Source organism: Sinomonas sp. P10A9 (genome assembly GCF_041022165.1).
Taxonomy (GTDB): Bacteria; Actinomycetota; Actinomycetes; order Actinomycetales; family Micrococcaceae; genus Sinomonas; species Sinomonas puerhi.
Genome location: NZ_CP163302.1, coordinates 3,417,134 through 3,439,755, shown reverse-complemented (window position 1 = coordinate 3,439,755; position 22,622 = coordinate 3,417,134). Strand labels below are relative to the sequence as shown.

Here is a 22,622-nt window from a genome sequence, read left to right as displayed (position 1 = left end):
GTCACTCTGTCGGGTCTAGGCGTTGGCCGCGGCCACGATCGCCGCGGCCACGTCCTGGGCGACGTGCGGGTCGAAGACGCTCGGGACGATGAAGCTCGCATTGAGCTCCTCGTCGGAGACGCGGGAGGCGATGGCCCGGGCTGCGGCCACCAGCATCGCAGGCGTGATGTCAGCCACGCCAGCGTCGAGCAGGCCACGGAAGACCCCGGGGAACGCGAGGACGTTGTTGATCTGGTTCGGGAAGTCACTTCGCCCCGTGGCGACGACTGCGGCGTGGTCCGCGGCGGCGACGGGGTCCGTCTCCGGATCGGGGTTCGCCATGGCGAAGACGATCGAGTCCTCGGCCATCGTGGCCACCGCGTCGGGCCCGAAGAGATTCGGGGCCGAGACGCCGATGAACACGTCCGAGCCCTTCAGTGCCTCGACGAGCGTGCCGGAGAACCCCTCGGGGTTCGTGTTCTCCGCGATCCAGATGCGGTGTGCGTCCGTGAGCTCCTGGCCCCGGTGAATCGCACCCCTGCGGTCGCACGCGATGATGTTTGTCGCGCCCTGGGCCTGCAGGAGCTGGATGATCGCGTTGCCCGCGGCGCCGACGCCGGAGACGACGATGCGCACGTCCTCGATCTTCTTGCCCACGAGCTTGAGCGCGTTCACGAGGGCGGCGAGGGTCACGATGGCCGTGCCGTGCTGGTCGTCATGGAAGACCGGGATGTCGAGTTCCTCGCGCAGGCGGGCCTCGATCTCGAAGCAGCGCGGCGCCGCGATGTCCTCGAGGTTGACCCCGCCGTAGACCGGTGCGATCGCCTTGACGATCCTGATGATCTCCTCGGTGTCCTTGGTGTCGAGGCAGACCGGCCACGCGTCGACGTTGGCGAACTGCTTGAACAGCGCGGCCTTGCCTTCCATGACGGGCAGCGCCGCGGCCGGCCCGATGTCGCCGAGGCCGAGCACCGCCGTGCCGTCGGTGACCACGGCGACGGTGTTGCGCTTGACCGTGAGGCGGCGGGCATCTTCGGGATTCGCGGCGATCGCGAGGCATACGCGGGCGACGCCGGGGGTGTAGGCGCGCGAGAGGTCGTCCCGGTTGCGCAGGGGAACCTTCGGGACGACTTCGAGCTTTCCGCCCAGGTGCATGAGGAAGGTGCGGTCGGAGACCTTGCGGACGGTCACGCCCTCGAGTGCTTCGAGGGCGGCAGCCACCTCCTCGGCGTGCTGCTCGGACGTCGTGTTGCACGTGATGTCGACGACGAGCTCGTCGTGGTGCGACTCGCTCACATCCAGCGCCGTGACGGGGGCGCCGGCGGCAGACACCGCGGCCGCGAGCTCGCTCGTGATGCTGATGCGGCTCGGGGCTCCGACGCGGAGGGTGATGGAGTTGCCTGGGCTGGGACTCGCCATTGAATCGTCCTTGGGTCGGGAGGCGTCCGCCTCGATCAAGTTTCCGTACTACGGATATTATTCTCTGTATCTTGGAAAAACAACCGCCGGGGAGAGTCTATCGGCGACGCCCATGCTGCGGTATCGTGAGGATGCCGCTAGTTTCCGGGATGCGGATAATTTTTGCCGAAGTACGGCCTCGGCGGAACCCCTCAGGAGGGAACATGGCAGAGAAGTCATCGGGCGGCGTCCAGTCCGTCGAGCGGGTGTTCGAGCTCCTCGAGCTCATCACCGACGCGGGCGGTGACGTCACTCTGAGCGAGCTCTCGTCCTCGACGGAACTGCCGCTGCCCACGATCCACCGGCTCCTGCGGACGCTCGTCACGCTCGGCTACGTGCGCCAGCTGCCGAACCGCCGCTACGCTCTGGGACCCCGCCTCATCCGTCTGGGCGAAGGTGCGAACAAGCAGCTCGGGGCGGTAGCGCGGCCGCAGCTCACGATGCTCGTCGATCGGCTCGGGGAGACGTCCAACATGGCGGTCCTGGACTCGGACATGGTCATCTACGTGGCCCAGGTTCCCTCGCCCCACGCGATGCGGATGTTCACCGAGGTGGGGCGGCGCGCCCACACCCACGACACCGGCGTCGGCAAGGCGATCCTGGCCCAGCTCGAGGACGAGCAGGTCCGCTCGATCGTGGCACGCCAGGGCATGCCGACTCCGACCCCCTACAGCATCGGCGACATTGATTCGCTCCTGTCCGACCTCGACAAGATCCGCGCGCGCGGCTACGCGATCGACGAGCAGGAGCAGGAGATCGGCGTGCGCTGCTTCTCCATGGCCGTGCCGGGCGCCCCGACGCCCACGGCAATCTCGGTCTCGGGGCCCGTCTCGCGCGTCGACGAGGCCTTCGGCGAACGAGCAGTCCCGCTCCTGCGCGAGGCCGCGGCCAACATCTCGGCAGAACTCAACCGCGCCTGACCCTTCGTCGAGGTCACCCCGTGTGGCGCCGAGGTCACCCCGTGTGGCGTCGAGGTCGCCCCGTGTGGCGTCGAGGTCGCCCCGTGTGGCGCCGAGGTCACCCCGTGTGGCGCCGAGGTCACCCCGTGTGGCGCGACACGGCCCGACGTCGGCGGCAGGAGGGGGGTCTCGTGCTTCCGGCGCGGGCCTCACGTCTCCCCCTGAGGCCGTGGCCGTTGGGTTCAGGCGTGGCCGCAGGCACAGGCAGGCGTGGCCGCCCTGGAGAGCAGGGCGGCCACATCCTTTCGAGGGCGTCCAGTCAGGACGTCGCGCCGCCGACGGCCGAGGCCCTCTCCACCTCGTCCCGCAGCCGCTCAAGCCGCCAGTCGGCCACATGCGTGAACGCCGGCTGCATGAGCATCAGGATTGGACCCGAGTGCTTGAACGTGTGGGTGACGGCAGTTTCCCCGTCAGCGGACTCGAGCGTCCACTCTCCCTCTTCCGTGGAGCCCATCCCCGAGATCGTGTACCGGACACTGTTCGGATCGAGCTGCGTGTAGTGGAGGACGGCCTTCGCGATGCCCCGGACCATCACCCGGTAGGGATGGCCCAGAACCGCCGGTCCAGAACCCTCGAAGCTGCTGAAGGCAGGGTTCCACGCAGCGATCCGCGATGTCTCCGTGAGCACGGAAAGGATCGGCGCAGCGTCATGGGCGATGGTGATGTGACCGCTATACACGGCTTCCTCCTACGATCGAACGGGTGCCTAGCAGCGAGCGGGCTGTGCGCTCCCAGGGCAGCGGCATGAGACGGGTCAGCCAATGCGCGGCCCGCGGGTCCGCGTCGTCGGTCTGTCCTCCGAACACGTGGTCCGCGAGCTCCGCCAGCTGCTCTGGCGTGTGCCCGCTGTAGGCCCGGCTGCGCACCGCGAAGCGCACCGTAGGGTAGGAGGCGGACTCCGGGCTCACCGCGAGGGGCGCCTGCAGGACGGCGGGCGCCTCTGCCGACCGAGCCTCGGCGATGGCCTGGAATCTCCGCGCCTCCTGCCGGTAGCGCTCGGGCAGCCAGTCGAGGAACGGGACAGCGATGTCGACGAGGGACTCGTCGGCACGGTCGCCCCGGACCAGCGCGACGTCGTCGAGCTCGTCCGGGAAGGCGGTGAGCACGGTCGGCGTGGCATCCAGGAGGACCAGGAGGCACCCCCCATCGTCGAGGTGCCGCAGTATGTCCTGCTTTTCCTGCCGGTCCGGCCAGATCCGGGCAAGTCGCCATGATCCGTCCGCCCGGCGGCTCCACAGCAGCCGCGCCGCGCCTTCGGTCACGATGAGGTGGCCGCTCGACGTCTTCAGGATTGCGGTCACCTATGCCACCAATTCCTTCGCCCGGCCAAGATACTCCGTCGCCCGCATGATCCTTCCGGCCGCGCGCGCGTGATCTTCTGGGGTCTCGGCGAGCACTCGGCGGTAGGCCTCGCCCGCCTCGGCGTCGCGACCCGCGGCGGCCAGCGCGTCCCCCAGGGCAGCGACCGCGCGCGTGTCGCCTTCAGGTGAGCTCGCGTCGGAAGCCTGGAAGTGCTGGATGGCTGCCGAGGTGCTCCCGCCGAGCAGGCCAGGGGAGCCGAGGTGCCAGCGTCCCATGAGGTAGTGCGCATCCTTGTGGGTCGGCACGCTGGTCAGCACATGCTCGGCGCCGCGACGAACTTGCATCGCGTAGCCGAGCTTGAGGGGCAGAGGGGCTTCGAGCGCCGAGAGGCCGAGAAGGCGGACGCGTTGCGCGTTGAGGTCCGGATGGTCGGGTGCCGTTCGTCGGTAGAGCGCCGTGAGGTACGTAAGACGCCGGCGCGTCCCGGCGGCGAGCCGCCCGGCGGCGAGCCGCCCGGCGGTGTCGAAGCCGTCGGTGATGAGGGCATCGACGAGTGCAGCGCCGCGCGCGGCTAGCTCGGTGTCCCGGGCACCGGAGGCGTTCGCCGCCGCCCGGCCGATCAGCTCCTCGATGGCCTCACGCGAGGAGATGGCGAGCTGCTCGGACCGCGCCTGCTTTGTCCCTTCGGTGGCCTGCTCGAGAGGACGGCCGAACGCCACATGCACCTGGGTGTTCCGGAGGCGCCGAGCACCGCGCGGCAGTACCGAACTCGTCCCGACCATGCCGAGGGGGACCACGGGTACCCCCGCGCTCAGGGCGAAGCGGAAGGCTCCGGCCTTGAACGGGAGCAGCTCGACGCCGTCGCCCCTCGTCCCTTCCGGGTACACGCAGAGGCAGTGACCGTGCGAGAGCACGCGCTGCACCTCGCGGATCGTCGTGGGGCTCGGCCGGTCGCGGTCGACCGGGATCCCGTACCATGCCTCGGTCCAGACTCTGCTCAGCGGCCGCTCGAAGCTCTCGGCCTTCGTGAGGAACCAGGTGGGGTTGCCGCGAACGGCATTGACCAGGAACTCGACGACGTAATGGTCAAAGTAGCTTGAATGGTTGGGAGCGAGGACAAACGGCCCGCTTGCCGGAATGTTCTCGAGGCCTTCGATGGAGCCCATGCGTTTGAGGACCTGGCGCTCACCCCACGTGAACGTCAGGGCGCGGATAGCGGTTCTCGCCTCCACTACGCCCCCGCGAGGTAGTCGTGAAGGAGTTCGATGCTTGTGAGGAGGAGCCCGTGCTTCGCGGAGAATTCGACGAGGTCCGCAAGGCGGAGCATCTCGCCGTCGTCGCCGATGATCTCGACGATGACGCCGGCCGGGCGGCACCCCGCGAGCCGCGCGAGGTCGACAGAGGCCTCGGTGTGGCCCTGGCGCTCGAGGACTCCGCCCGGACGGGCGATGAGGGGGAAGACGTGTCCCGGGCGGACAAGGTCGCCGGCCTTGCCGGTGAGCGCGAGTTCGATCGTCCGGGCGCGCTCGGGGGCCGAGATGCCCGTTGTGACGCCGTTGGCGCGGGTGCCGTCGATGCTGACCGTGAACGCTGTGCCCATCGAGTCCTCGTTGCGCTCCACCATGGGCGGGAGGGCGAGTGAGGCCGCACGCTCGGGGGTCACGGACATGCAGACGAGGCCCCTTCCGTGCGTGATCATGAAATTGATGACATTTGCAGTTGCGTATTCGGCCGCTACGACAAGATCGCCTTCATTTTCGCGATTCTCGTCATCCACAACCACCACCATTTCCCCGCGGGAAATGGCATTGATGGCGGCCTCGGCGGATGCGAGGGTAATGGTGCTGGTGGGAGAGTCAGCGTAAAGCGTCACGGCAAATTCCTTCGGTCTGGGGAACCCGGATCATGCACGGCAGGGGTAACATCAACGCCGGAAAACCGGGCGGGACCACTAGGTGATCCAACATTGATGTTGTATCACGCGAATTGTCCCTGTCAACGCTGGAGGAAAACCTTCACGTACGGTTCACCGAGTCCTTGCCCCTTCGTTGCGAGACCCCGGAATTTGCACTCGGGTCGAAATGTGAATTGCGCCACAATTCTCTCCGCGCAGCCCGGCTTATTTGTGCAGGGCTCCCGTGATGCAGGGCGCGAAGGGTTTTGGCGCGGCCGTGGGCCGTGCCCGGACTGATCCACGACGGTTGACGCCGGGCTGATAGATGATGCAACATGCATGTCGTGTTACCTAATCTGGTCCCGACCATCGACAGGCCACTCACATGAACCGTGTCACCCGCTTTTCCATCGCCCGTCCGTGGACGGTCATCACAGGCTGGATCATCGTCTTCCTCCTCTCCGCGGCCGGCGCCATCCAGCTTGACGGCGCCCTTTCGGCCGGTGGGTTCACCAACCCGCGCGCCGAGGCACTCACGACCCAGGCCGACGTCGAGAAGGCGTTCGGCGATCGCCCGAACCAGGTCATCGTGGCCGTCGACTCGAAGGCGGCCCAGGACGCTGGCAGCCTCGCTCCGCTCGTCACCGTGCTCGAGGATGCCGGCGCGTCCACGGTCACTGGACCGGCCCAGAACCCCAAGTTCCTCTCGGGTGACCGGAAGACCGCGGTCATCGTCGCGGGCTTCGGGGGCGACAACACGACGGTTCAGAACAAGGTCCCCGATCTGCAGCGCTCGCTTGACGGCAAGCTCGCTGGCACCCAGGTCTATGTGACGGGCCAGCCCGCGCTCGACTACCAGCTCAATGTGCACTCGAAGGAGGACGCCACGCGGGCGGAGATGATCGTCTTCCCGTTCCTCATCATCGTCCTGCTTCTCGTGTTCCGGTCCATCGTCGCTACGCTCGTTCCGCTGCTCATGGCGGGAACCGCCCTCGCGGTCGCGAGCGCCCTCGGATACGTGGCGACGCGCTTCACCGACATCTCGATCCTCTACTCGAACATCGTCTCGATGATTGGCCTCGCGGTCGCCGTCGACTACTCGTTGTTCATCATCAAGCGGTACCGCGACGAACTCTCCGCCGGCAAGGACACCGTCGCCGCACTCGAGACGGCGACGCAGACGGCCGGTCGCAGCGTTGTCTTCAGCGGTATCGCGGTCGCTGTGGCGCTCGTAGCCCTCTTCATCCCGAACGTCATGGCCTTCACGAGCATCGCGCTCGGCGGCGTCCTCGTGACGCTCGTGGCCATCGGCCTGAGCGTCACGGTCCTTCCCGCGGCACTGAAGCTCCTCGGGGGCCGGATCAACTGGGGCACGATCAAGCTGCCCTTCGGCTGGGGACGCCCGGCTGCGGCCCCTGCCGGTCGTCGGACCCTCGCCGGCGGCCGTCGTCCCGGCCTCGTAGGACTCGTCGGCGTGGCTGCCATGCTCCTGGCCGCCCTGCCCGTCCTGAGCATCTCCCTGCAGTCCCCCGTGGCCAGCGCGACGATTCTCCCCGCGAGTGATCCCGCGCGCCAGGGGCTCGAGGTCATCGACCGCAACATCGGGCATGAGGGCCTCTTCCCGATCCAGATCGTCGTGAACGCACCGTCCGGAACGGGGACGCAGGCAGTGGCTGAGCGCGTCGAGAGCCTGACGTCGTCGGCCAAGGCGAAGGCCGGTGTTGCGAGCGTCACCTCGGTGACCTCGACGGGGGCCACCCCGGCCCAGGTCAAGGCGGCACTCTCCGACCCGACCGCGGCCGCGGCCCTCAAGAGCCTCTGGAGCGAGCGGGACGGCCAGATCACCACGCGGATCCTCGTTGATACGGTCGAGGGCCCGGACTCCGTCCGCGCGCACGAGCTGGTGAAGGACTTCAGGGCCGACGGTGCCGCGGCCCCCGCCCCCTACACAGTCCGCGTCACGGGGGCCACGGCCCAGGGCTTCGACTTCGACCAGACCCTCGTGAGCTCCATCCCGCTCATCGCAGGCCTCGTCGTGATCCTGACCTTCGTGATGCTGGCGTTCGCCTTCCGGTCCTTCCTGCTGCCGCTGCTCGCGCTCGGCTTCAACTCGCTCGTCGTGCTCGCGTCGCTGGGCCTGCTGACAGGTCTGCTCTCCCTCGGCGGGAGCGCACCGTTGAACTCTGTCACGCCGATTCTGCTGTTCGCGGTGATGTTCGGGCTGTCGATGGACTACATGGTCATCATCATCTCGCGCATCGTCGAGGCCTACCGGAGCGGCATCGCCTTCCACGAAGCCGTGACCACCGGTGTTCGGGCAACACGATCGATGATCAACAGCGCCGCCGTGATCATGGTCGCGGTGTTCGTATCGTTCTCCTCGGCGCAGATCAGCATCGTCCGGGAGATCGGCTTCGGCCTGGCGATTGCGGTCATCCTCGACGCCCTCGTGGTGCGGATGTTCATCATGCCCGCGATCCTGCGCGTCGTCGGGCCTCGCGTCCTGGGGCGCGCCCCGGCCGGCCATCCAGCGCACGACGGCGCTCCGGCGCCGGAGCTTGCAGGCGCTCGCTGACGTCCGGCGCATCGGGCACCTGACAAGGGCGCGACGACGGAGGGGCGGGGAGGGCGAAAGCCGTCCCTGCCCCCACCGACAGCCGATAACCGCGGGCGCGGCACCCAGTCCCGAAACCGATGACATGCTATCGTTCTCGACAACGTCCGCCCCATACCGCGCCGGCCCGGTCCGGCCCCTGACCCTGCAGGACCTCCCATGACGACGACCGTCAGACGACCGCCACGCGACCACGCCTCGGCCCTGGCTCCCACGGAACTCAGGTACCTCGTCTTGGCTGCCCAGCGCGAAGGCAATCGAGCCCTGGTGAGGCTGCTCGCGGACCTCCAGCTGACGCCGTCGCAGGCGGAGATCCTGCTTGTCCTGGACGAGTACGGCCCTGTGACGCTGCGTGCGCTCGGTGAGCTCATCGTCTGCGAGGCGGGAAGCCCGAGCCGGATCGTGGAGGTCCTCGTCCAGCGCGGGCTCATCGAGCGGTCGTCGTCTCCTCACGACCGGCGCGCGGTCCAGCTGGGAGTCGCCGCCGAGGCCAAGCAGCTCATCCCGCAGCTCCGTGCCGTCGAGGAGAACCTGGACTCCTACGCGACGTCCCTCCTCACCGGGGAAGAACAGGCAGTCCTCGGCCGCGCCCTCCGCAAGTACCTTGCCGGAACGCCGAGCGCCGAGGTCCTCGAGCGCCGCTTCTCCGCCAAGCGCGCCGAAGACTAGGACTCCGCCGGGCAAGCGGCCTTCGTGGCCGCTTCCTGCTGCTTCTCTACCACCGGCACGTGTCGACGATACCCTTGACCGTCAGCTTGGTATCCCTTTAGAATTTCATATATCAAGAAAGTTTTTCCGTTCTGCGAAATGCAAACGGATCCTTGATGAGAATGACCACTTCGTGAAGCGCCCGGAAAGGGGAGAGAGATGTCCATCACCAAGACCAGCACGCGTCCATCCGCAGGGGAGGCCTCGGTCCTCCCGCAGCCGCCAGCCGAACGCTACATCCCGAAGGTCACCCACATCGACCCCGACTTCGCCGTCCGCGCCGATCGCCACGAGAACCGAGGCGGCTGGGCAGCCCGCATCCCCGTGCTGAACTGGTTCATCGCCCGCTGACCCCAGAGACCGGCCTCCGGCCGGTACGGCACCGACGGTCCCGACTCCGTGAGGAGGCGGGGCCGTCGTCGCTTCTCGCGCACGCGGGACGAAAGGCTCTCGCGGAGGCGGCCCCCGGACGTGTGTCATGGAGGCATGGCACGCAGGCAACGGGTGCGCACGGGGCGCGAGGGTGCGGTACCGGGGATCATCGTCAACGCGGCGCTGCTCTACTTGGCCAACGTGTGGCCGGGCTGGTCGATAGTGCCGTTCCTGACCCCGAGCACATCCCAGGTCATGGGAGCCGTCAATGCGGCGTGGATCGCGGGCCTCGCGGCCAACGCGGTCTATCTGATCGCCGGCATGCCGCTCCTGAGAGCACTCGGCGAGATCGTGGTGCTCATCTTCGGGATTGTGGCCGCGTTCCGCATCTGGGACGTCTTCCCGTTCGACTTCTCGGGCAGCTCGTTCGACTGGGCGCTCGTCGCGAGGATCCTGCTCGTGATCGGCATCGCGGGCTCGTTCATCGGCATCATCGCCCAGATCGTCGCGCTCGGCCGCGCCGCCGCCGGACTCGGCAAGCGCAGCTGAGTACGAGCGCAGCTCGCAGCTGACCGTCACTCCACGGAGGGCCCCGCCTGGAGCAGGGCCCTCAATGCGCGATGGGGAGCTGGGCGTGGAAGGGGCTGTGCGGGAAGGAACAGCGGGCGGAAGGAACAGCGCTAGCGGTCGCCGCCCGTGGTACCTGTCGTGCCGGCGGTGATCTCGAGCAGCCGGTACATGGCGATCGCCTCCCGCGGGGCGTCGGCCCGCACCTCACCGCGGCGGGCGAGCTCCTGGAGGGCCCGGACCACCACGGAATGCGCGTCGATCCTGAAGAACCGGCGCGCCGCGGCGCGGGTATCGGAGAATCCGAAGCCATCAGCGCCGAGTACCGCGTAGTCGCGGGGCACGAACTGCCTGATCTGGTCCGGCACGGACTTGTTGTAGTCGCTCACGGCCACGACGGGCCCGCGGGCGTCCGCAAGCTGCTGCGTCACGAAGGGGACCGGGGCCTCGAGCTCGGGGTGCACGAACGAGTGTTCCTCGGCCGAGAGCCCCTCGCGGCGCAGCTCCGTCCACGACGTCACGCTCCACACGTCCGCGGCCACGCTCCAGTCCTCGGCGAGGATCCGGCGCGCCTCGAGGGCCCACGGCACCGCGACGCCCGACGCGAGCAGCTGCGCGCGGGGAGCATCGGCGCCGAGGCGAGCGAAGGCGGGCACGTCGTCGACCGTGGGAGCGGGAAGCCGGTACATCCCCTTCAGCAGCGCTTCCACATCGAGCCCTTCCGGCTCGGCGGGCTGGACGATCGGCTCGTTGTAGACGGTCAGGTAGTACATGACGTTCGGATCAGCAGCGGAACCGCCATACATGCGCTCGAGCCCGGCCCGCACAATGTGGCCGATCTCGTACCCGTAGGCGGGATCGTAGGTCACGACGGCGGGGTTGGTCGCCGCGAGCAGGGGAGAGTGGCCGTCGGCATGCTGGAGGCCCTCGCCGGTCAGGGTGGTGCGGCCGGCGGTTGCGCCGATGATGAATCCGCGGGCCATCTGGTCGCCGGCGGCCCAGAAGGAGTCGCCCGTGCGCTGGAAGCCGAACATGGAGTAGAACACGTACACCGGAACGAGCGGCTCGCCGTGCGTCGCGTACGAGGTTCCGGCCGCGGTGAACGCCGCGATGGAGCCCGCCTCGTTGATGCCGGCGTGGAGGATCTGCCCCTCTGGCGATTCCTTGTACGCGAGGACGAGGTCGCGGTCCACGGACAGGTAGTTCTGGCCCTTGGGGTTGTAGATCTTCGCGGTCGGGAAGAACGCGTCCATCCCGAAGGTGCGGCTCTCGTCCGGGACGATCGGCACGATGCGCCTCCCGAACTCCGCATCCCGCAGGAGGTCCTTGAGCAGCCGCACGAAGGACATCGTCGTCGCGGCCTGCTGCTTCCCAGAGCCGCGCTTGGCCACCTCGTAGGACTTCGAGGCCGGAAGCACGACGGCGCGGTGCGCCTTCCGCCGTTCCGGCACCGCGCCGCCGAGCGCAGCACGGCGCTCGAGGAGGTACCGGATCTCGGGGGCGTCCGGACCGGGGTGGTAGTACGGCGGGAGGTATGGATCGGCCTCGAGCTGTCCATCAGTGATCGGGATTCGCAGGTGGTCGCGGAAGTCCTTGAGGTCCTGCAGGGTCATCTTCTTCATCTGGTGGGTCGCGTTGCGGCCCTCGAAGTGCGGACCCAGGCCGTACCCCTTGACGGTCTTCGCGAGGATCACGGTGGGCTGGCCCTGATGGGACACCGCCGCGCGGTACGCCGCGAAGACCTTGTGGTAGTCGTGGCCGCCGCGCTTGAGGTTCCAGATCTGCTCGTCGGTGTAGTCCGCGACGAGCTCCTTGGTCTCGGGCATCCTGCCGAAGAAGTGGTCGCGGACGAATCCACCATTCTCGGTCTTGTAGGTCTGGTAGTCGCCGTCGAGCGTCTCGTTCATGAGCCGGATGAGATGCCCCGCGCGGTCCCGCTCGAGCAGCGAGTCCCACTCCCTGCCCCACACCACCTTGATGACGTTCCACCCCGCGCCCCGGAAGAAGGCCTCGAGTTCCTGGATGATCTTGCCGTTGCCGCGCACCGGGCCGTCGAGGCGCTGGAGGTTGCAGTTGATCACGAACGTGAGGTTGTCGAGGTTCTCGTTGGCCGCGAGCTGGAGCAGGCCGCGGCTCTCGGGCTCGTCCATCTCGCCGTCGCCGAGGAACGCCCACACGTGCTGGTCCGAGGTGTCCTTGATCCCGCGGTTGTGCAGATAGCGGTTGGACTGGGCCTGGTAGATGGCGTTCATGGGCCCGATGCCCATGGATACGGTCGGGAACTCCCAGAATTCGGGCATGAGCCGTGGGTGCGGGTATGAGGAGAGGGCGTGGCCTTCCTTGGACTTCTCCTGCCTGAACCCGTCGAGATCCTCCTCGGTGAGCCGGCCCTCCATGAAGGCGCGGGCGTACATGCCCGGGGAGGCATGGCCCTGGAAGAAGACCTGGTCGCCGCCGCCTGGGTGGTCCTTGCCGCGGAAGAAGTGGTTGAAGCCCACCTCGTAGAGCGTCGCCGCTCCCGCGTAGGTCGAGATGTGGCCGCCGACGCCGACGCCGGGCCGCTGCGCGCGATGGACGAGCACCGCGGCGTTCCAGCGCATCCACGCCCGGAACCGGCGCTCGACGTCCTCGTCGCCCGGGTACTCGGGCTCTTGGTCGGCGGCGATCGTGTTCACGTAGTCGGTGGTGTGGACCATCGGCACGCCGACGCTCTGCGCACCGGCCCGCTGCAGGATGCTCTGGACCATGAACTGGGCACGCTGCGTGCCCTGCCGTTCCACGAGCGAGTCGAAGGACTCGATCCACTCGGCGGTCTCCTCAGGGTCGCGGTCCATGGGGGCACCGCTGCCGAGGGCCTGGCTGCCGAGGAACTGCTGGGTAGGCCCTCCAATGAGCACGGCCGTCCTCCTTCCGCGTGCAGGTTCGCTGCACGCCGGGAACTATTGCTTCCGTAATATGGAAACTAAATACTGTAATGTGAAACTAGCCTGCCGTGCGGACGTGAGCTGCGTCAAGTTCTGGGATACCGTGACGTGAGGCGAAGGAGGCTTCATGGGTGAGATCGGGATGACGCCCCGCGTTGCCGTTGTGACGGGCGCCGGCAGCGGGATCGGCCGGGCAGTGGCCCGGAAGCTGCTCGCCGACGGCTGGAGCGTGGCCCTTGCCGGCCGCCGCGAGGAGCCACTGCGGGAGACAGCGCAGGAGGCAGGGCGCGAGACGTGGCGCGAGGCAGGGCAGGAGGCAGTGCCGGCGACGGCTGGCGAAGCCCCTCGCGCGGGTGGCCCCGCGCTCGTGGTGCCGTGCGACGTCACCCGACCCGACGACGTCGAACGTCTCTTCGCCGAGACGCTCCGGACGTTCGGGCGCATCGATGTGCTCTTCAACAACGCGGGCACCTTCGGGCCAGCGGGTGATGTCGGCGAGATCGACGTGGCCGGCTGGGAGGCGACGGTCGCGGTGAACCTCACGGGGAGCTTCTTGTGCGCAGCGGCCGCGTTCCGCGCGATGAAGGCGCAGGATCCGCAGGGCGGGCGCATCATCAACAACGGCTCCATCTCGGCTCACACTCCGCGGCCCAAATCGGTCGTCTACACGACGACGAAACACGCCATCACGGGCCTGACGAAGAGCATCGAGCTCGACGGGCGCCCGTACGGCATCACTGCGGGCCAGATCGACATCGGGAACACGCGGACCGAGATGATGCACGGGATCGGCGTCGGCGTCGGCGCGCTCCAGGCGGACGGGTCGCGCCGGGTCGAGCCGACGTTCGACGTCGCGGAGGCCGCGAACGCCGTCGCCTTCATGGCGTCCCTGCCTCGCGAGGCGAGCGTGGGCAGCCTGCTCATCACTGCCGCCGGCATGCCCTTTGTGGGCCGCGGATAGCAGCCCGGCTGGGGAGCCGCACGTCGGTCGAGGACGGCGGTTCGACGCGCTGGCGTCCGCTCAGGCGAGCGGGAGGAACTCGCTCAGGTCTGTCCGGATCCCCGACGCATTGAGCCTGCCCGACGTGAGCGCGTCTGGCCACGCGAGCCGCCCGGTTGCGAGGGCCAGCCACGTCTCGGCGTCCGTCTCGACGACGTTGGGCGGGGTCCCGCGGGTGTGGCGCGGCCCCTCGACGCACTGGGCCACCCCGAACGGCGGCACCCGCACCTCGACCGAGTTCCCCGGCGCGCGGTCCGCGAGCTCCTCGAGGAGGTAGCGCACCGCGGTGGCGAGCGTCTGGCGCGGAAGATCGGCCCTGGGCGGCGTCTCTGACCGCACGACGGCGCTCTGGTCAGTTGGGCGGGCGACGTCACCAGAGCGCGCGGCGCGCCAGGAAGCGACAGCCGCGCGGCCGTCGTCGTGCGCGATCCTGCGGCGGACAGCCATGGGTGCCTCCAGGGGGTCTTTGCGACTAGTCGAGCAGTGCCGAGACGGCACGGCCGAGGCGGATGCGGCCGACCTGCCTGCCACCGCCCATGACCGGCTCGACCACGCGCTCGAGGACTCGCGCGACGTCCGCCACGTCCACCGCATCGGCGGCTGCGAGCATGGTCAGCCCCACGAGGGTCGTGGCGCGGACGTTGCCGTCGAGGACTTTGACTGCGGCCGTGGCCCCCTGCGGCGTGGCGAGGACGAGCAGACCCTCGGCGCCGACCTTGGCCAGGATCCCGAGCTCCTCCATGACGATCGTGTTCGCCCGGTCCCGGCCCTGGACGGCCCACGGGTAGTCGAGCATCGACGTCGCGACGGTCGCGGCGCGCGCGTTCGAGCTGTGGTCCCCCGGAGACTTTGCGAGGCGCGAGAACGCGCGGGCCAGGCCCCGCAGCGACACCGCGGCGACGGGGGCGCCGCAGCCGTCGATCCCGAGGTGCGCGATGAGCTCCTCGGCGTACTCCTCGATCGTCGTGCGCACGCGGTGCTGCAGCGGATGGTTGGGCTCGAGGTAGCTGCGTCGGTCCCACCCGTTCTCGACGCACGCCCACAGGAACGCGGCGTGCTTCCCGGAGCAGTTGTAGGCGAGCCGGCTCTTCCCGCGGCCCGAGCGGATGAGCCACGCGAGGGCGTTCTCGTCCGCGGGCCAGTCGGGCGGGCACAGGAGGTCCTCTTCGCGCAGGCCGGCGGCGTGGAGCATGCCCTCGACGACGTCCATGTGATCCAGCGACCCCGTGTGGGACGCGCACGCGAGTGCGACCTGGGTTCCCCTCAGCGGCACGCCCGCCTGCATGGAGGCGAGCGCCTGGAACGGCTTGAGCGTTGACCGCGCGAAGACCGGCGTGTGGATGTCGCCGAGCTCGGTCACCACGGAACCGTCCCCGGCCAGGACGACGGCGGAGCCCAGATGACGGGACTCGATGAAGCCGCTGCGCTCGATCACGGCGAGCTCGACGGCGTCGTCTGCCGTGAAGGTTGCGTGGGCCATGACGCTAGTTTATGGGGGCACACGCGCACGAACGGTTCAGCGGGCGGTGTGCCGCGCGGGGCCATCCCGATACCCTTGGGGGCGTGAAGGTTCTCGTGATCGGCCCCGGCGGCCGCGAACACGCTCTCGTCCGCTCCCTCCTCGCCGATCCGGGCGTCACCGAGGTGCATGCGGCCCCGGGCAACGCCGGCATCGCCCAGCTGGTTCCCACCCATGCAGTCAACGCGAGCGATCCGGAGGCGGTCACCGCGCTCGCCACGGCGCTGGGGGTGGACCTCGTGGTGGTCGGTCCGGAGGCGCCGCTTGCGGCTGGAGTGTCCGACGCCGTCCGCGCGGCCGGGATTCCCGTGTTCGGCCCGAGCAGGGCGGCGGCACAGCTCGAGGCGTCGAAGGCGTTCGCGAAGCAGGTCATGGCCGAGGCCGGCGTGCCCACCGCGATGGCCCGTGTCGCCGAGAACGCAGAGGAGGCCGCGGATGCCCTCGATGCCTTCGGTGCCCCTTACGTGGTCAAGGATGACGGGCTCGCGGCCGGCAAGGGCGTCGTCGTGACCTCGGACCGCGACGCGGCCCTCGCGCACGCCCAGGCCTGCTTCGGCGCGGGCGGGACGGTGGTGATCGAGGAATTCCTCGACGGCCCGGAAGTCTCCCTCTTCGTCCTCTCGGACGGCCGCACCGTGGTGCCGCTTGCGCCCGCGCAGGACTTCAAGCGCATCTTCGACAATGACGAGGGCCCCAACACCGGCGGCATGGGCGCCTACAGCCCGCTCGAGTGGGCGCCGGCGGGCCTCGTCGACGAGGTGATCGAGCGGGTCGCCAAGCCAACCATCGACGCGATGGCGCAGCGCGGCACGCCGTTTGTCGGTGTGCTGTACTGCGGGCTCGCGCTGACCTCCCGCGGCACGCGCGTGATCGAGTTCAACGCCCGCTTCGGCGATCCCGAGACCCAGGCCGTCCTGGCCCGGCTCAGGACACCCCTCGGGGGGCTCCTCCTCGCCGCTGCGACCGGCCGTCTCGACCACGCCGAGGACCTGCGGTGGGCGCCGGAGACCGCCGTCGCCGTCGTCCTCGCGTCCCACAACTACCCCGACGTCCCGCGCACCGGGGACCGCATCCGGGGGCTCAAGAAGGCCAACGCCCTCGACGGCGTCCACGTCCTGCACGCGGGCACCGCGCTGTCCGACGACGGGAAGGTGCTCTCCGCGGGTGGGCGGGTCCTCGCCGTCGTGGGCCTCGGAGATGACCTGACCCAGGCACGCGAGCGGGCCTACGCGGGCATCGGACTCATTGAGCTCGACGGCGGGCAGTACAGGCGGGACATCGCCGCCAAGGCCGCGCGCGGCGAGATCAGTCTGCCGGGCATTCTGCCGGGAATCAGGAACAGCGCCGGAACGGGAGCAGAATGATGGACAGCGTCGAGAACGTCGGTAACCTCGAGAACGTCAGTAACGTCGGCAACGTCAGTAACCTCGAGAACGTCGGCAGCAAGGGGTACCAGGCCGAGGCCGTCGAGCTGCCGGGGTGGCGGCACATCTACTCAGGCAAGGTCCGTGACCTCTACGAGCCCGCTGAGGCCGAGCCCGGCGAGTCCAGTGAAGTCCTCGTCGTCGCGAGCGACCGCATCTCCGCCTACGACTACGTCCTCTCCAGCACCATCCCGGACAAGGGCCGCATCCTCACCCAGCTGAGCCTGTGGTGGTTCGAGCAGCTCAACGTGCCGAACCACGTGCTCGGTTCGACGGTCGACGACGGTGTCCCCGCCGAGGTCGCGGGCCGTGCCATGATCTGCCGCCGCCTCGAGATGTACCCCGTCGAGTGCATCGCCCGCGGCTACCTCACCGGTTCCGGACTCGCCGAGTACCGGGAGTCGGGTACCGTGTGCGAGATCCCGCTGCCCGAGGGGCTCGTGGACGGCTCGCGTCTGCCCGAGGCGATCTTCACGCCCTCCGCCAAGGCGGAGTACGGCGAGCACGACGAGAACATCACCTACGAGGACGTCACCGGCATGGTGGGGGACGACGCCGCCGCCCAGCTGCGGGACCTGACGCTCGAGCTGTACCGCGAGGCCGAGGGGATCGCGCGAGCGCGCGGCATCATCCTCGCGGACACGAAGGTCGAGTTCGGCGTCGATTCGACCACCGGCTACATCACCCTGGGCGACGAGGTGCTCACGCCCGACTCGTCGCGCTTCTGGGACGTTGAGACGTGGGAGCCCGGGCACGCCCAGCCCTCGTTCGACAAGCAGTTTGTCCGTGACTGGCTGACCTCGGCCGAGTCCGGCTGGGACCGCGCCGCGGGCGGGGAGCCGCCCGCACTGCCCACCGACGTCGTTGAGCGCACCCGCGCCCGCTACGTCGAGGCCTACGAGCGGCTCACCGGCCGAACGTTCGCCTGACTGGTTGGGCCGAGTCGAACCCATCGACTCCGCCCAGCTCAGCTTCTGTGGGTCGCGGTGCCCTGCTCCGCCGTCCTTTCGGCGCGCTGGGCGGCCAGACGGATCTCGAGGATCGCGTCCATGGTCTGCTGGACCTTGTCGGCAGCGCCCGCGTAGCTGAACTGCTCGCGCGCGTCCTTGAGGAGTTCGAGGGCTTGCTCGTCCTCGCCGAGTGCCTTGAGTGCGCGACCGTAGAGCAGCGCGACCTCGCCTGCGGTGTGGCGTCCCAGCGCGCCCTTCTCGGCGTGGATCGTGCGAAGCAGCTCAATGGCTTCGGGGATCTGGCCGTTGAGATAGAGCCACCGTGCGCGGATGAAATGCACCTCGAGCTGCTCGGAACGGGATCCGCCCACAATGCTCAGGGCGAGCTCGGCGCGTTCGATCGCGGCGAGCGTCTCGGGCTCCACGATCCCGCCCGAGAGCCTCACTGCCGCGGAGGCCTTGTTGAACCGTGCCCACAGCTCGATGTCGTTGGCTGGGGAGAGGAGCTTGGCGGCCCGTTCGTGGTGCTTGACACCCTCCTCGTAGTCGGCGCGCATGAATGCGACGTTGCCGATCACCCATTCGACCTCGCCCGCGAGCTGTCCCATCGAGTCCTCGTCGATGAGCGTCGCGAGGATGCGGCATTGGTCCCAGGCCTCCTCGAGGCGGCCGCTTTCTGCGAGGGCTGCAATGAGGGCGCGGAGGGCGCCGATGTAGATGGTGGATCCCGCGGGAAGCTGGGCACCGAGGCGCACGGCCTCACGTGCATGCTCGACCGCCGCTCCGAGTTGGCCGAGACCGTGGCACACCGCAGCGAGCATCTGCCGCGCACGCACGGCAAGCCCGGCTGATTCCGCCACGATGGGATGCTCGAGCAGATGCTGGACGATCCGCTGGCATTCGGCGAGCTCGCCCTGCTTCATGAGGCACTCGGCCTGCATGTACGTCATGTTCCACCACGCGCTGTTGTTCTTGCCCTCGAGCGCGAACTGTGCTGCGGTCGCGGCGTGGCTGGCCGCCTGGGCGTAGTCACGCAGGTCCCACGCCTGGCGGGCGTAGAGCCCTGCGAGCACGTACTCGGCATCATTGGCGCTCACCGGCTGGCTCCAGGCCTCGAGGGCCTTGGGCGCCAGCTGGAGGCGACGGGCGAGTTCTTGGATGACCTCGGCGGTCGGTTCGCGGCGTCCGGTCTCGAGCAGGGAGATGTAGCTGGGTGAGTACAGGTCCTTGCCCAGCTCCGCCTGTGTCAGCCCGCGATCCAGCCTCTCGGCCCGCAGCTTTTCGCCGAATCCACTGCCCACTCTGACCTCCTGGCCCCCGCCCGGGACATCGTGAACCCGGGCTTTTACGCATGCGTCATGTCCATCATGGAGCGTCTGTGGTCGACGGTCTTCCTTGACAGGCCATGTGGAACCCATTTTACTGGGCATGTCAATCATGACAAAGCACGCTCTGCCCCAGCGGACGCACCCCGTCCCGTGCAAGACATCGGGACCGACTCTCAAAGGACATGAAGATGCTGAAGAAACTGATTGCCACCGTCGCGCTCGGGGGAGCCCTTGCCATCAGCGGCGTTGCCGGCACCCCGACGGCGATCGGCAACTGGCCCGACCCCATGAAGGTGAGCGCGATCGGCAACTGGCCCGATCCGATGCAGGCTCCCGTCGCCATCGGCAACTGGCCTGATCCCATGAAGGTCAACGCCGCTGGCTTCTGAGGGGAGCCCGTCGCGGTCTGCACGTCCAGTCTGAACGACAAACTCAACAACCGTGTCAGCGCGAGAACGCTAGCTGTGGGGGAGCGCTGACACAGGCTGGGCGTGTGCCCCGGACCTGATGGTCCGGGGCATCTCTGTGCTGTCGTACGGTGCATGGCCCCGGTGCCCGCTGCCTGATCTCCGGTGCCCGGTGCCTGATCTCCGATGCCCGGTGCGCCTGGGCATCCCTCCCAAGCAGGTCCGTTGGTCCCTTCCGGGAGGGCGCGCGGGCGGCAAGAATGGCGTCCGTGAGCGTCTCCTCGCGAGTTCCGATCGGACCGTCGAGACCGCATGCGCCCGGTATGACCCTGCCGGAGGGCCTTGACAGCGGTCAGGTCGAAGAGCTCAGCGAGCGTTTCGGTCCCAACAGCCTTCCCCGCGAGAGACCACGTCCGTGGTGGCTCCGCCTTGCCGCCGAACTCGGGCACTTCTTCGCACTCATGCTCTGGGCAGCGTCGGCTCTGGCGTTCATTGCCGGCATGCCCGAGCTCGGCTGGGCGATCGCCGCTGTGGTGGTGGTCAACGGACTCTTCGCGTTCTTCCAGGAAGCGCGCGCCGAACGTGCCTCGGCGAAGCTGCGGGAGCTACTGCCCAGCAACGTCCAGGTCCGCCGGGACGGGCGGACGACCGTCGTCGGTGCCGTGGACCTCGTCCCTGGCGACGTCGTACTGCTCACGGCAGGCGATCGCGTGCCCGCGGACCTCGACTTCCTGCAGGCATCAGGAGTGTCGATCGATGAGTCGATGCTGACCGGAGAGAGTCTTCCGGTGCCGCGCGGGGCGGGCGACGCCGCATCCGGGGGGACGTTCGTCGCGGTGGGGGACGCCGTCGGCCGCGTCACGGCGACTGGGTCGGCGACCCGCCTCGCAGAGATCGCCCGCCTCACCACGCGGGCGGTCCCGCCGCCGAGTCCGCTGGACCTTGAGCTCAAGCGGATCGTGAAGATCATCGCGGTCGTCGCGGTGACGGTCGGGGCCGTGTTCTTCCTGGTCTCCCTGCTCATCGGCAACCCGCTGACCGGTGCGTTCCTCTTTGCCATCGGGGTCACCGTGGCGCTAGTACCCGAGGGCCTGCTGCCCACCGTCACGCTCTCCCTCGCCATGGGCGCCCAGCGGATGAGCCGTCGCCACGCGCTCGTGCGCAACCTCGAGGCCGTTGAGACGCTCGGCTCGACCACCTTCATCTGCACTGACAAGACGGGCACGCTCACGCAGAACCGCATGAGCGCCGTGGAGGTCTGGACTCCCGCCGGATCCGCGACCATCGAGGGACACGGGTACGCGCCCGAGGCCGCGCTCGACGGCCCTCCCGAGGCCCTTGTCGCGGCCGCGCAGCTGGCGACCGGGGCACACGCGGCGTCGCAGGGCGACATCGAGGAGCATGACGGCGAGTGGCGCGCTGTGGGCGATCCCATGGAAGCCGCGCTCGCGGCCCTCGACCGCAGACTTGGCGGTGCAGCCGAGGGGCCTATTCCGCTGGCGAGCTTTGCGTTCGACGGCGAACGCAAGCGGCAGAGCGTTGTGCTCGATGGCGACTCCTCCGGGCCCGGGGCGGAGGCCCAGCAGGTGCCGGGAACCGTGCCGGCGACACCCCCGGAGCTGTGGGTCAAGGGAGCGCCGGAGGTGCTGTTCGACTTATGCCTCGGAGATCGGGCCCGCACCACGCCGGGCGGCACTCAGGCCAGCGCGCGTTCGGCCGGGCACGGCGCTGGCGTGTTCGAGGACGGTGGCGGTTCGGCCGGGGATCGCAGGGGAGACGACGCGTGGCGCACGAGAGCGGGTGCTGTGCTCGAGGAACTCGCTGCGCGGGGCCTGAGAGTCCTCGCTGTGGCGTCGCGCAGCCTTGCCCCGGCGGAGGCCGAGGCGGCAGCACGCGGTGAGGCCAGCGCCGTCGTGCTCGAACAGGGACTGGTGCTGCGGGGCCTTATCGGGCTGCACGATCCCCCTCGGCCTGCCGTCGAGGGCGCGATCCGGCAGGCGCGCGAGGCAGGCATCCGGATCGCGATGGTGACGGGCGACCACCCGGCGACCGCGGCCGCCATCGCCCGGGAGATCGGACTGATTGACCGCAACAGTGGTGACCACAAGAGCGGCTCGGGGGCTGTTCTTGAGGGTGCGAGCCTTCCCGAGGACCTCCAGGTGCTCGGCGCGCTCCTGGACCGCGACGGCGTCGTCATCTCGCGCGTCACCCCGGAGCAGAAGCTGCGGGTGGCCCACGCGTTGCAGGGCCGCGGCCACTGCGTGGCGATGACGGGCGACGGCGTCAACGACGGTCCCGCGCTCGAGGCTGCGGACATTGGTGTGGCGATGGGCCGAAGCGGGACAGACGTGGCGCGGAACGCTGCGGACCTCGTCTTGCTCGATGACGACTTCGCGACGATCATCGTCGCGGTGGAACAGGGGCGCGCGACCTACGCGAACATCCGGCGGTTCCTCACGTACCACCTCACCGACAACGTGGCCGAGCTGACGCCTTTCGTCGTGTGGGCCCTCTCTGCGGGGCACTTCCCCCTCGCGCTTGGAGTGCTTCAGATCCTGTTCCTCGACATCGGGACGGACCTCCTGCCCGCGCTCGCACTCGGCGGTGAGAAGCCCAGCTTGGGCGTTCTCAAGCGGCCACCCGAGCGTCGGCACCTCATGGACGGGAGCCTGATGTTCCGGGTCTTCGCGGTCCTCGGACCCGTCGAGGTGGTGTTCGAGATGACCGCGTTCGCCGTGGTCCTCTGGCTCGGAGGATGGCGGCCGGGCGGCGACCTGCCCTCGGCCGGTGTTGTCGCCGCGGCGTCGGGCGCAGCCTTCACCGCGGTCGTCCTGGGGCAGCTTGCCAACGCCTATGCATGCCGCAGCGCGAGCTGGCCCGCTTGGAGGCTGTCCTGGGGGAGCAATCGGATGCTCCTGTGGGCCATCGTCGTCGAGCTTGGACTGCTTGCCCTGTTCTTGTTCGTCGGACCGGTGGCCAGGCTTCTCGGCCAGGGGCCGCCGCCACTCGAGGGTTTTGTCCTTGCCGCGCTGGCAATCCCAGGCGTCGTCATCGGGGACGCGCTGCACAAGGCGCTCCGGCACCGACTCGGGCGGGGTCGCACGCACCCCGTGCTTCCGCATCACTGAGCATTCTGTGCAACTGGGCCTTCTGCACCATTGGCTTTCTGCGCCGCTGAGCTTTCTGTACGGCTGACCCGTCGCCACGACGCTGGCGT

The 22,622-nt window shown here is 68.9% G+C and carries 19 protein-coding genes; 10 read left to right on the top strand and 9 right to left on the bottom strand.

Features of this window, described 5'->3' with window-relative positions; genetic code table 11:
• Positions 1-15: 15 nt before the first annotated feature.
• Positions 16-1,398 carry an NAD(P)-dependent malic enzyme gene (locus AB5L97_RS15710; RefSeq protein WP_307955784.1) on the bottom strand — a complete coding sequence of 461 codons (1,383 nt, stop codon included), beginning with the start codon at positions 1,396-1,398 and terminating at the stop codon, positions 16-18.
• A 203-nt stretch (positions 1,399-1,601) separates the two neighbouring features.
• Here AB5L97_RS15710 and AB5L97_RS15705 point away from each other — a divergent pair, with 203 nt between their 5' ends.
• The gene (locus tag AB5L97_RS15705; protein WP_369045354.1) at positions 1,602-2,357 is read left to right on the top strand and encodes an IclR family transcriptional regulator; all 756 of its coding nucleotides are present in this window, start codon (positions 1,602-1,604) and stop codon (positions 2,355-2,357) included.
• 298 nt (positions 2,358-2,655) lie between these two features.
• Here AB5L97_RS15705 and AB5L97_RS15700 read toward each other — a convergent pair whose 3' ends face one another.
• Genes AB5L97_RS15700 through ribB form a run of 4 tightly spaced genes read right to left on the bottom strand, consistent with a single transcriptional unit; the run spans position 2,656 to position 5,571 of the window.
• The gene (locus AB5L97_RS15700; protein WP_307955782.1) at positions 2,656-3,075 is read right to left on the bottom strand and encodes an SRPBCC family protein; all 420 of its coding nucleotides are present in this window, start codon (positions 3,073-3,075) and stop codon (positions 2,656-2,658) included.
• Positions 3,068-3,697, bottom strand: coding sequence for a hypothetical protein (locus tag AB5L97_RS15695; RefSeq protein ID WP_307955781.1), 630 nt, complete (start codon positions 3,695-3,697; stop codon positions 3,068-3,070). Before AB5L97_RS15695 ends, AB5L97_RS15700 begins: the two co-directional genes overlap by 8 nt.
• Positions 3,698-4,930 carry a lysophospholipid acyltransferase family protein gene (locus AB5L97_RS15690; protein WP_369045353.1) on the bottom strand — a complete coding sequence of 411 codons (1,233 nt, stop codon included), beginning with the start codon at positions 4,928-4,930 and terminating at the stop codon, positions 3,698-3,700. It lies immediately after the preceding gene.
• Positions 4,930-5,571 (bottom strand): 3,4-dihydroxy-2-butanone-4-phosphate synthase, encoded by a 642-nt coding sequence (gene ribB, locus AB5L97_RS15685; protein ID WP_307955779.1) that lies wholly within the window; start codon positions 5,569-5,571, stop codon positions 4,930-4,932. Before ribB ends, AB5L97_RS15690 begins: the two co-directional genes overlap by 1 nt.
• 406 nt (positions 5,572-5,977) lie before the next feature.
• Here ribB and AB5L97_RS15680 point away from each other — a divergent pair, with 406 nt between their 5' ends.
• The 4 genes from AB5L97_RS15680 (at position 5,978) to AB5L97_RS15665 (ending at position 9,835) form a co-directional block, all read left to right on the top strand.
• Entirely contained in the window at positions 5,978-8,167 is a 2,190-nt protein-coding gene (locus AB5L97_RS15680; RefSeq protein WP_369045352.1) for an MMPL family transporter, read from the top strand.
• Positions 8,168-8,365: 198 nt separating this feature from the next.
• Complete coding sequence (locus AB5L97_RS15675) at positions 8,366-8,875, top strand: MarR family winged helix-turn-helix transcriptional regulator (protein WP_369045351.1); 510 nt, start codon at positions 8,366-8,368, stop codon at positions 8,873-8,875.
• Positions 8,876-9,073: 198 nt separating this feature from the next.
• Positions 9,074-9,265: a hypothetical protein gene (locus AB5L97_RS15670; RefSeq protein WP_307955776.1), complete on the top strand. Its 192-nt coding sequence runs from the start codon at positions 9,074-9,076 to the stop codon at positions 9,263-9,265.
• Positions 9,266-9,400: 135 nt separating this feature from the next.
• On the top strand, positions 9,401-9,835 hold the full coding sequence (locus tag AB5L97_RS15665) for a hypothetical protein (RefSeq protein ID WP_369045350.1): 435 nt from the start codon (positions 9,401-9,403) through the stop codon (positions 9,833-9,835).
• A 131-nt stretch (positions 9,836-9,966) separates the two neighbouring features.
• Here AB5L97_RS15665 and aceE read toward each other — a convergent pair whose 3' ends face one another.
• Positions 9,967-12,687, bottom strand: coding sequence for a pyruvate dehydrogenase (acetyl-transferring), homodimeric type (aceE, locus tag AB5L97_RS15660; RefSeq protein ID WP_369047461.1), 2,721 nt, complete (start codon positions 12,685-12,687; stop codon positions 9,967-9,969).
• Between the two features lie 217 nt (positions 12,688-12,904).
• On the opposite strand from aceE, the gene AB5L97_RS15655 reads away from it, so the two are divergent.
• Complete coding sequence (locus tag AB5L97_RS15655) at positions 12,905-13,738, top strand: SDR family oxidoreductase (protein WP_369045349.1); 834 nt, start codon at positions 12,905-12,907, stop codon at positions 13,736-13,738.
• A 60-nt stretch (positions 13,739-13,798) separates the two neighbouring features.
• Here AB5L97_RS15655 and AB5L97_RS15650 read toward each other — a convergent pair whose 3' ends face one another.
• On the bottom strand, positions 13,799-14,224 hold the full coding sequence (locus tag AB5L97_RS15650; protein ID WP_369045348.1) for a sterol carrier family protein: 426 nt from the start codon (positions 14,222-14,224) through the stop codon (positions 13,799-13,801).
• A 25-nt stretch (positions 14,225-14,249) separates the two neighbouring features.
• Positions 14,250-15,257 (bottom strand): asparaginase, encoded by a 1,008-nt coding sequence (locus tag AB5L97_RS15645; RefSeq protein ID WP_369045347.1) that lies wholly within the window; start codon positions 15,255-15,257, stop codon positions 14,250-14,252.
• Positions 15,258-15,340: 83 nt separating this feature from the next.
• Between AB5L97_RS15645 and purD the strand changes: the two genes are divergently transcribed.
• Positions 15,341-16,660 carry a phosphoribosylamine--glycine ligase gene (gene purD, locus AB5L97_RS15640; RefSeq protein WP_369045346.1) on the top strand — a complete coding sequence of 440 codons (1,320 nt, stop codon included), beginning with the start codon at positions 15,341-15,343 and terminating at the stop codon, positions 16,658-16,660.
• Complete coding sequence (locus AB5L97_RS15635) at positions 16,660-17,649, top strand: phosphoribosylaminoimidazolesuccinocarboxamide synthase (protein ID WP_369045345.1); 990 nt, start codon at positions 16,660-16,662, stop codon at positions 17,647-17,649. The genes purD and AB5L97_RS15635 overlap by 1 nt, the downstream gene beginning before the upstream one ends.
• 38 nt (positions 17,650-17,687) lie before the next feature.
• Here AB5L97_RS15635 and AB5L97_RS15630 read toward each other — a convergent pair whose 3' ends face one another.
• Positions 17,688-18,971, bottom strand: coding sequence for a helix-turn-helix domain-containing protein (locus AB5L97_RS15630; protein ID WP_369045344.1), 1,284 nt, complete (start codon positions 18,969-18,971; stop codon positions 17,688-17,690).
• A gap of 215 nt (positions 18,972-19,186) precedes the next feature.
• Between AB5L97_RS15630 and AB5L97_RS15625 the strand changes: the two genes are divergently transcribed.
• Together AB5L97_RS15625 and AB5L97_RS15620 are read left to right on the top strand one after the other, a co-directional pair.
• On the top strand, positions 19,187-19,387 hold the full coding sequence (locus AB5L97_RS15625; protein WP_369045343.1) for a hypothetical protein: 201 nt from the start codon (positions 19,187-19,189) through the stop codon (positions 19,385-19,387).
• Positions 19,388-19,728: 341 nt separating this feature from the next.
• Positions 19,729-22,533 (top strand): cation-translocating P-type ATPase, encoded by a 2,805-nt coding sequence (locus tag AB5L97_RS15620; protein ID WP_369045342.1) that lies wholly within the window; start codon positions 19,729-19,731, stop codon positions 22,531-22,533.
• Positions 22,534-22,622 lie beyond the last annotated feature (89 nt).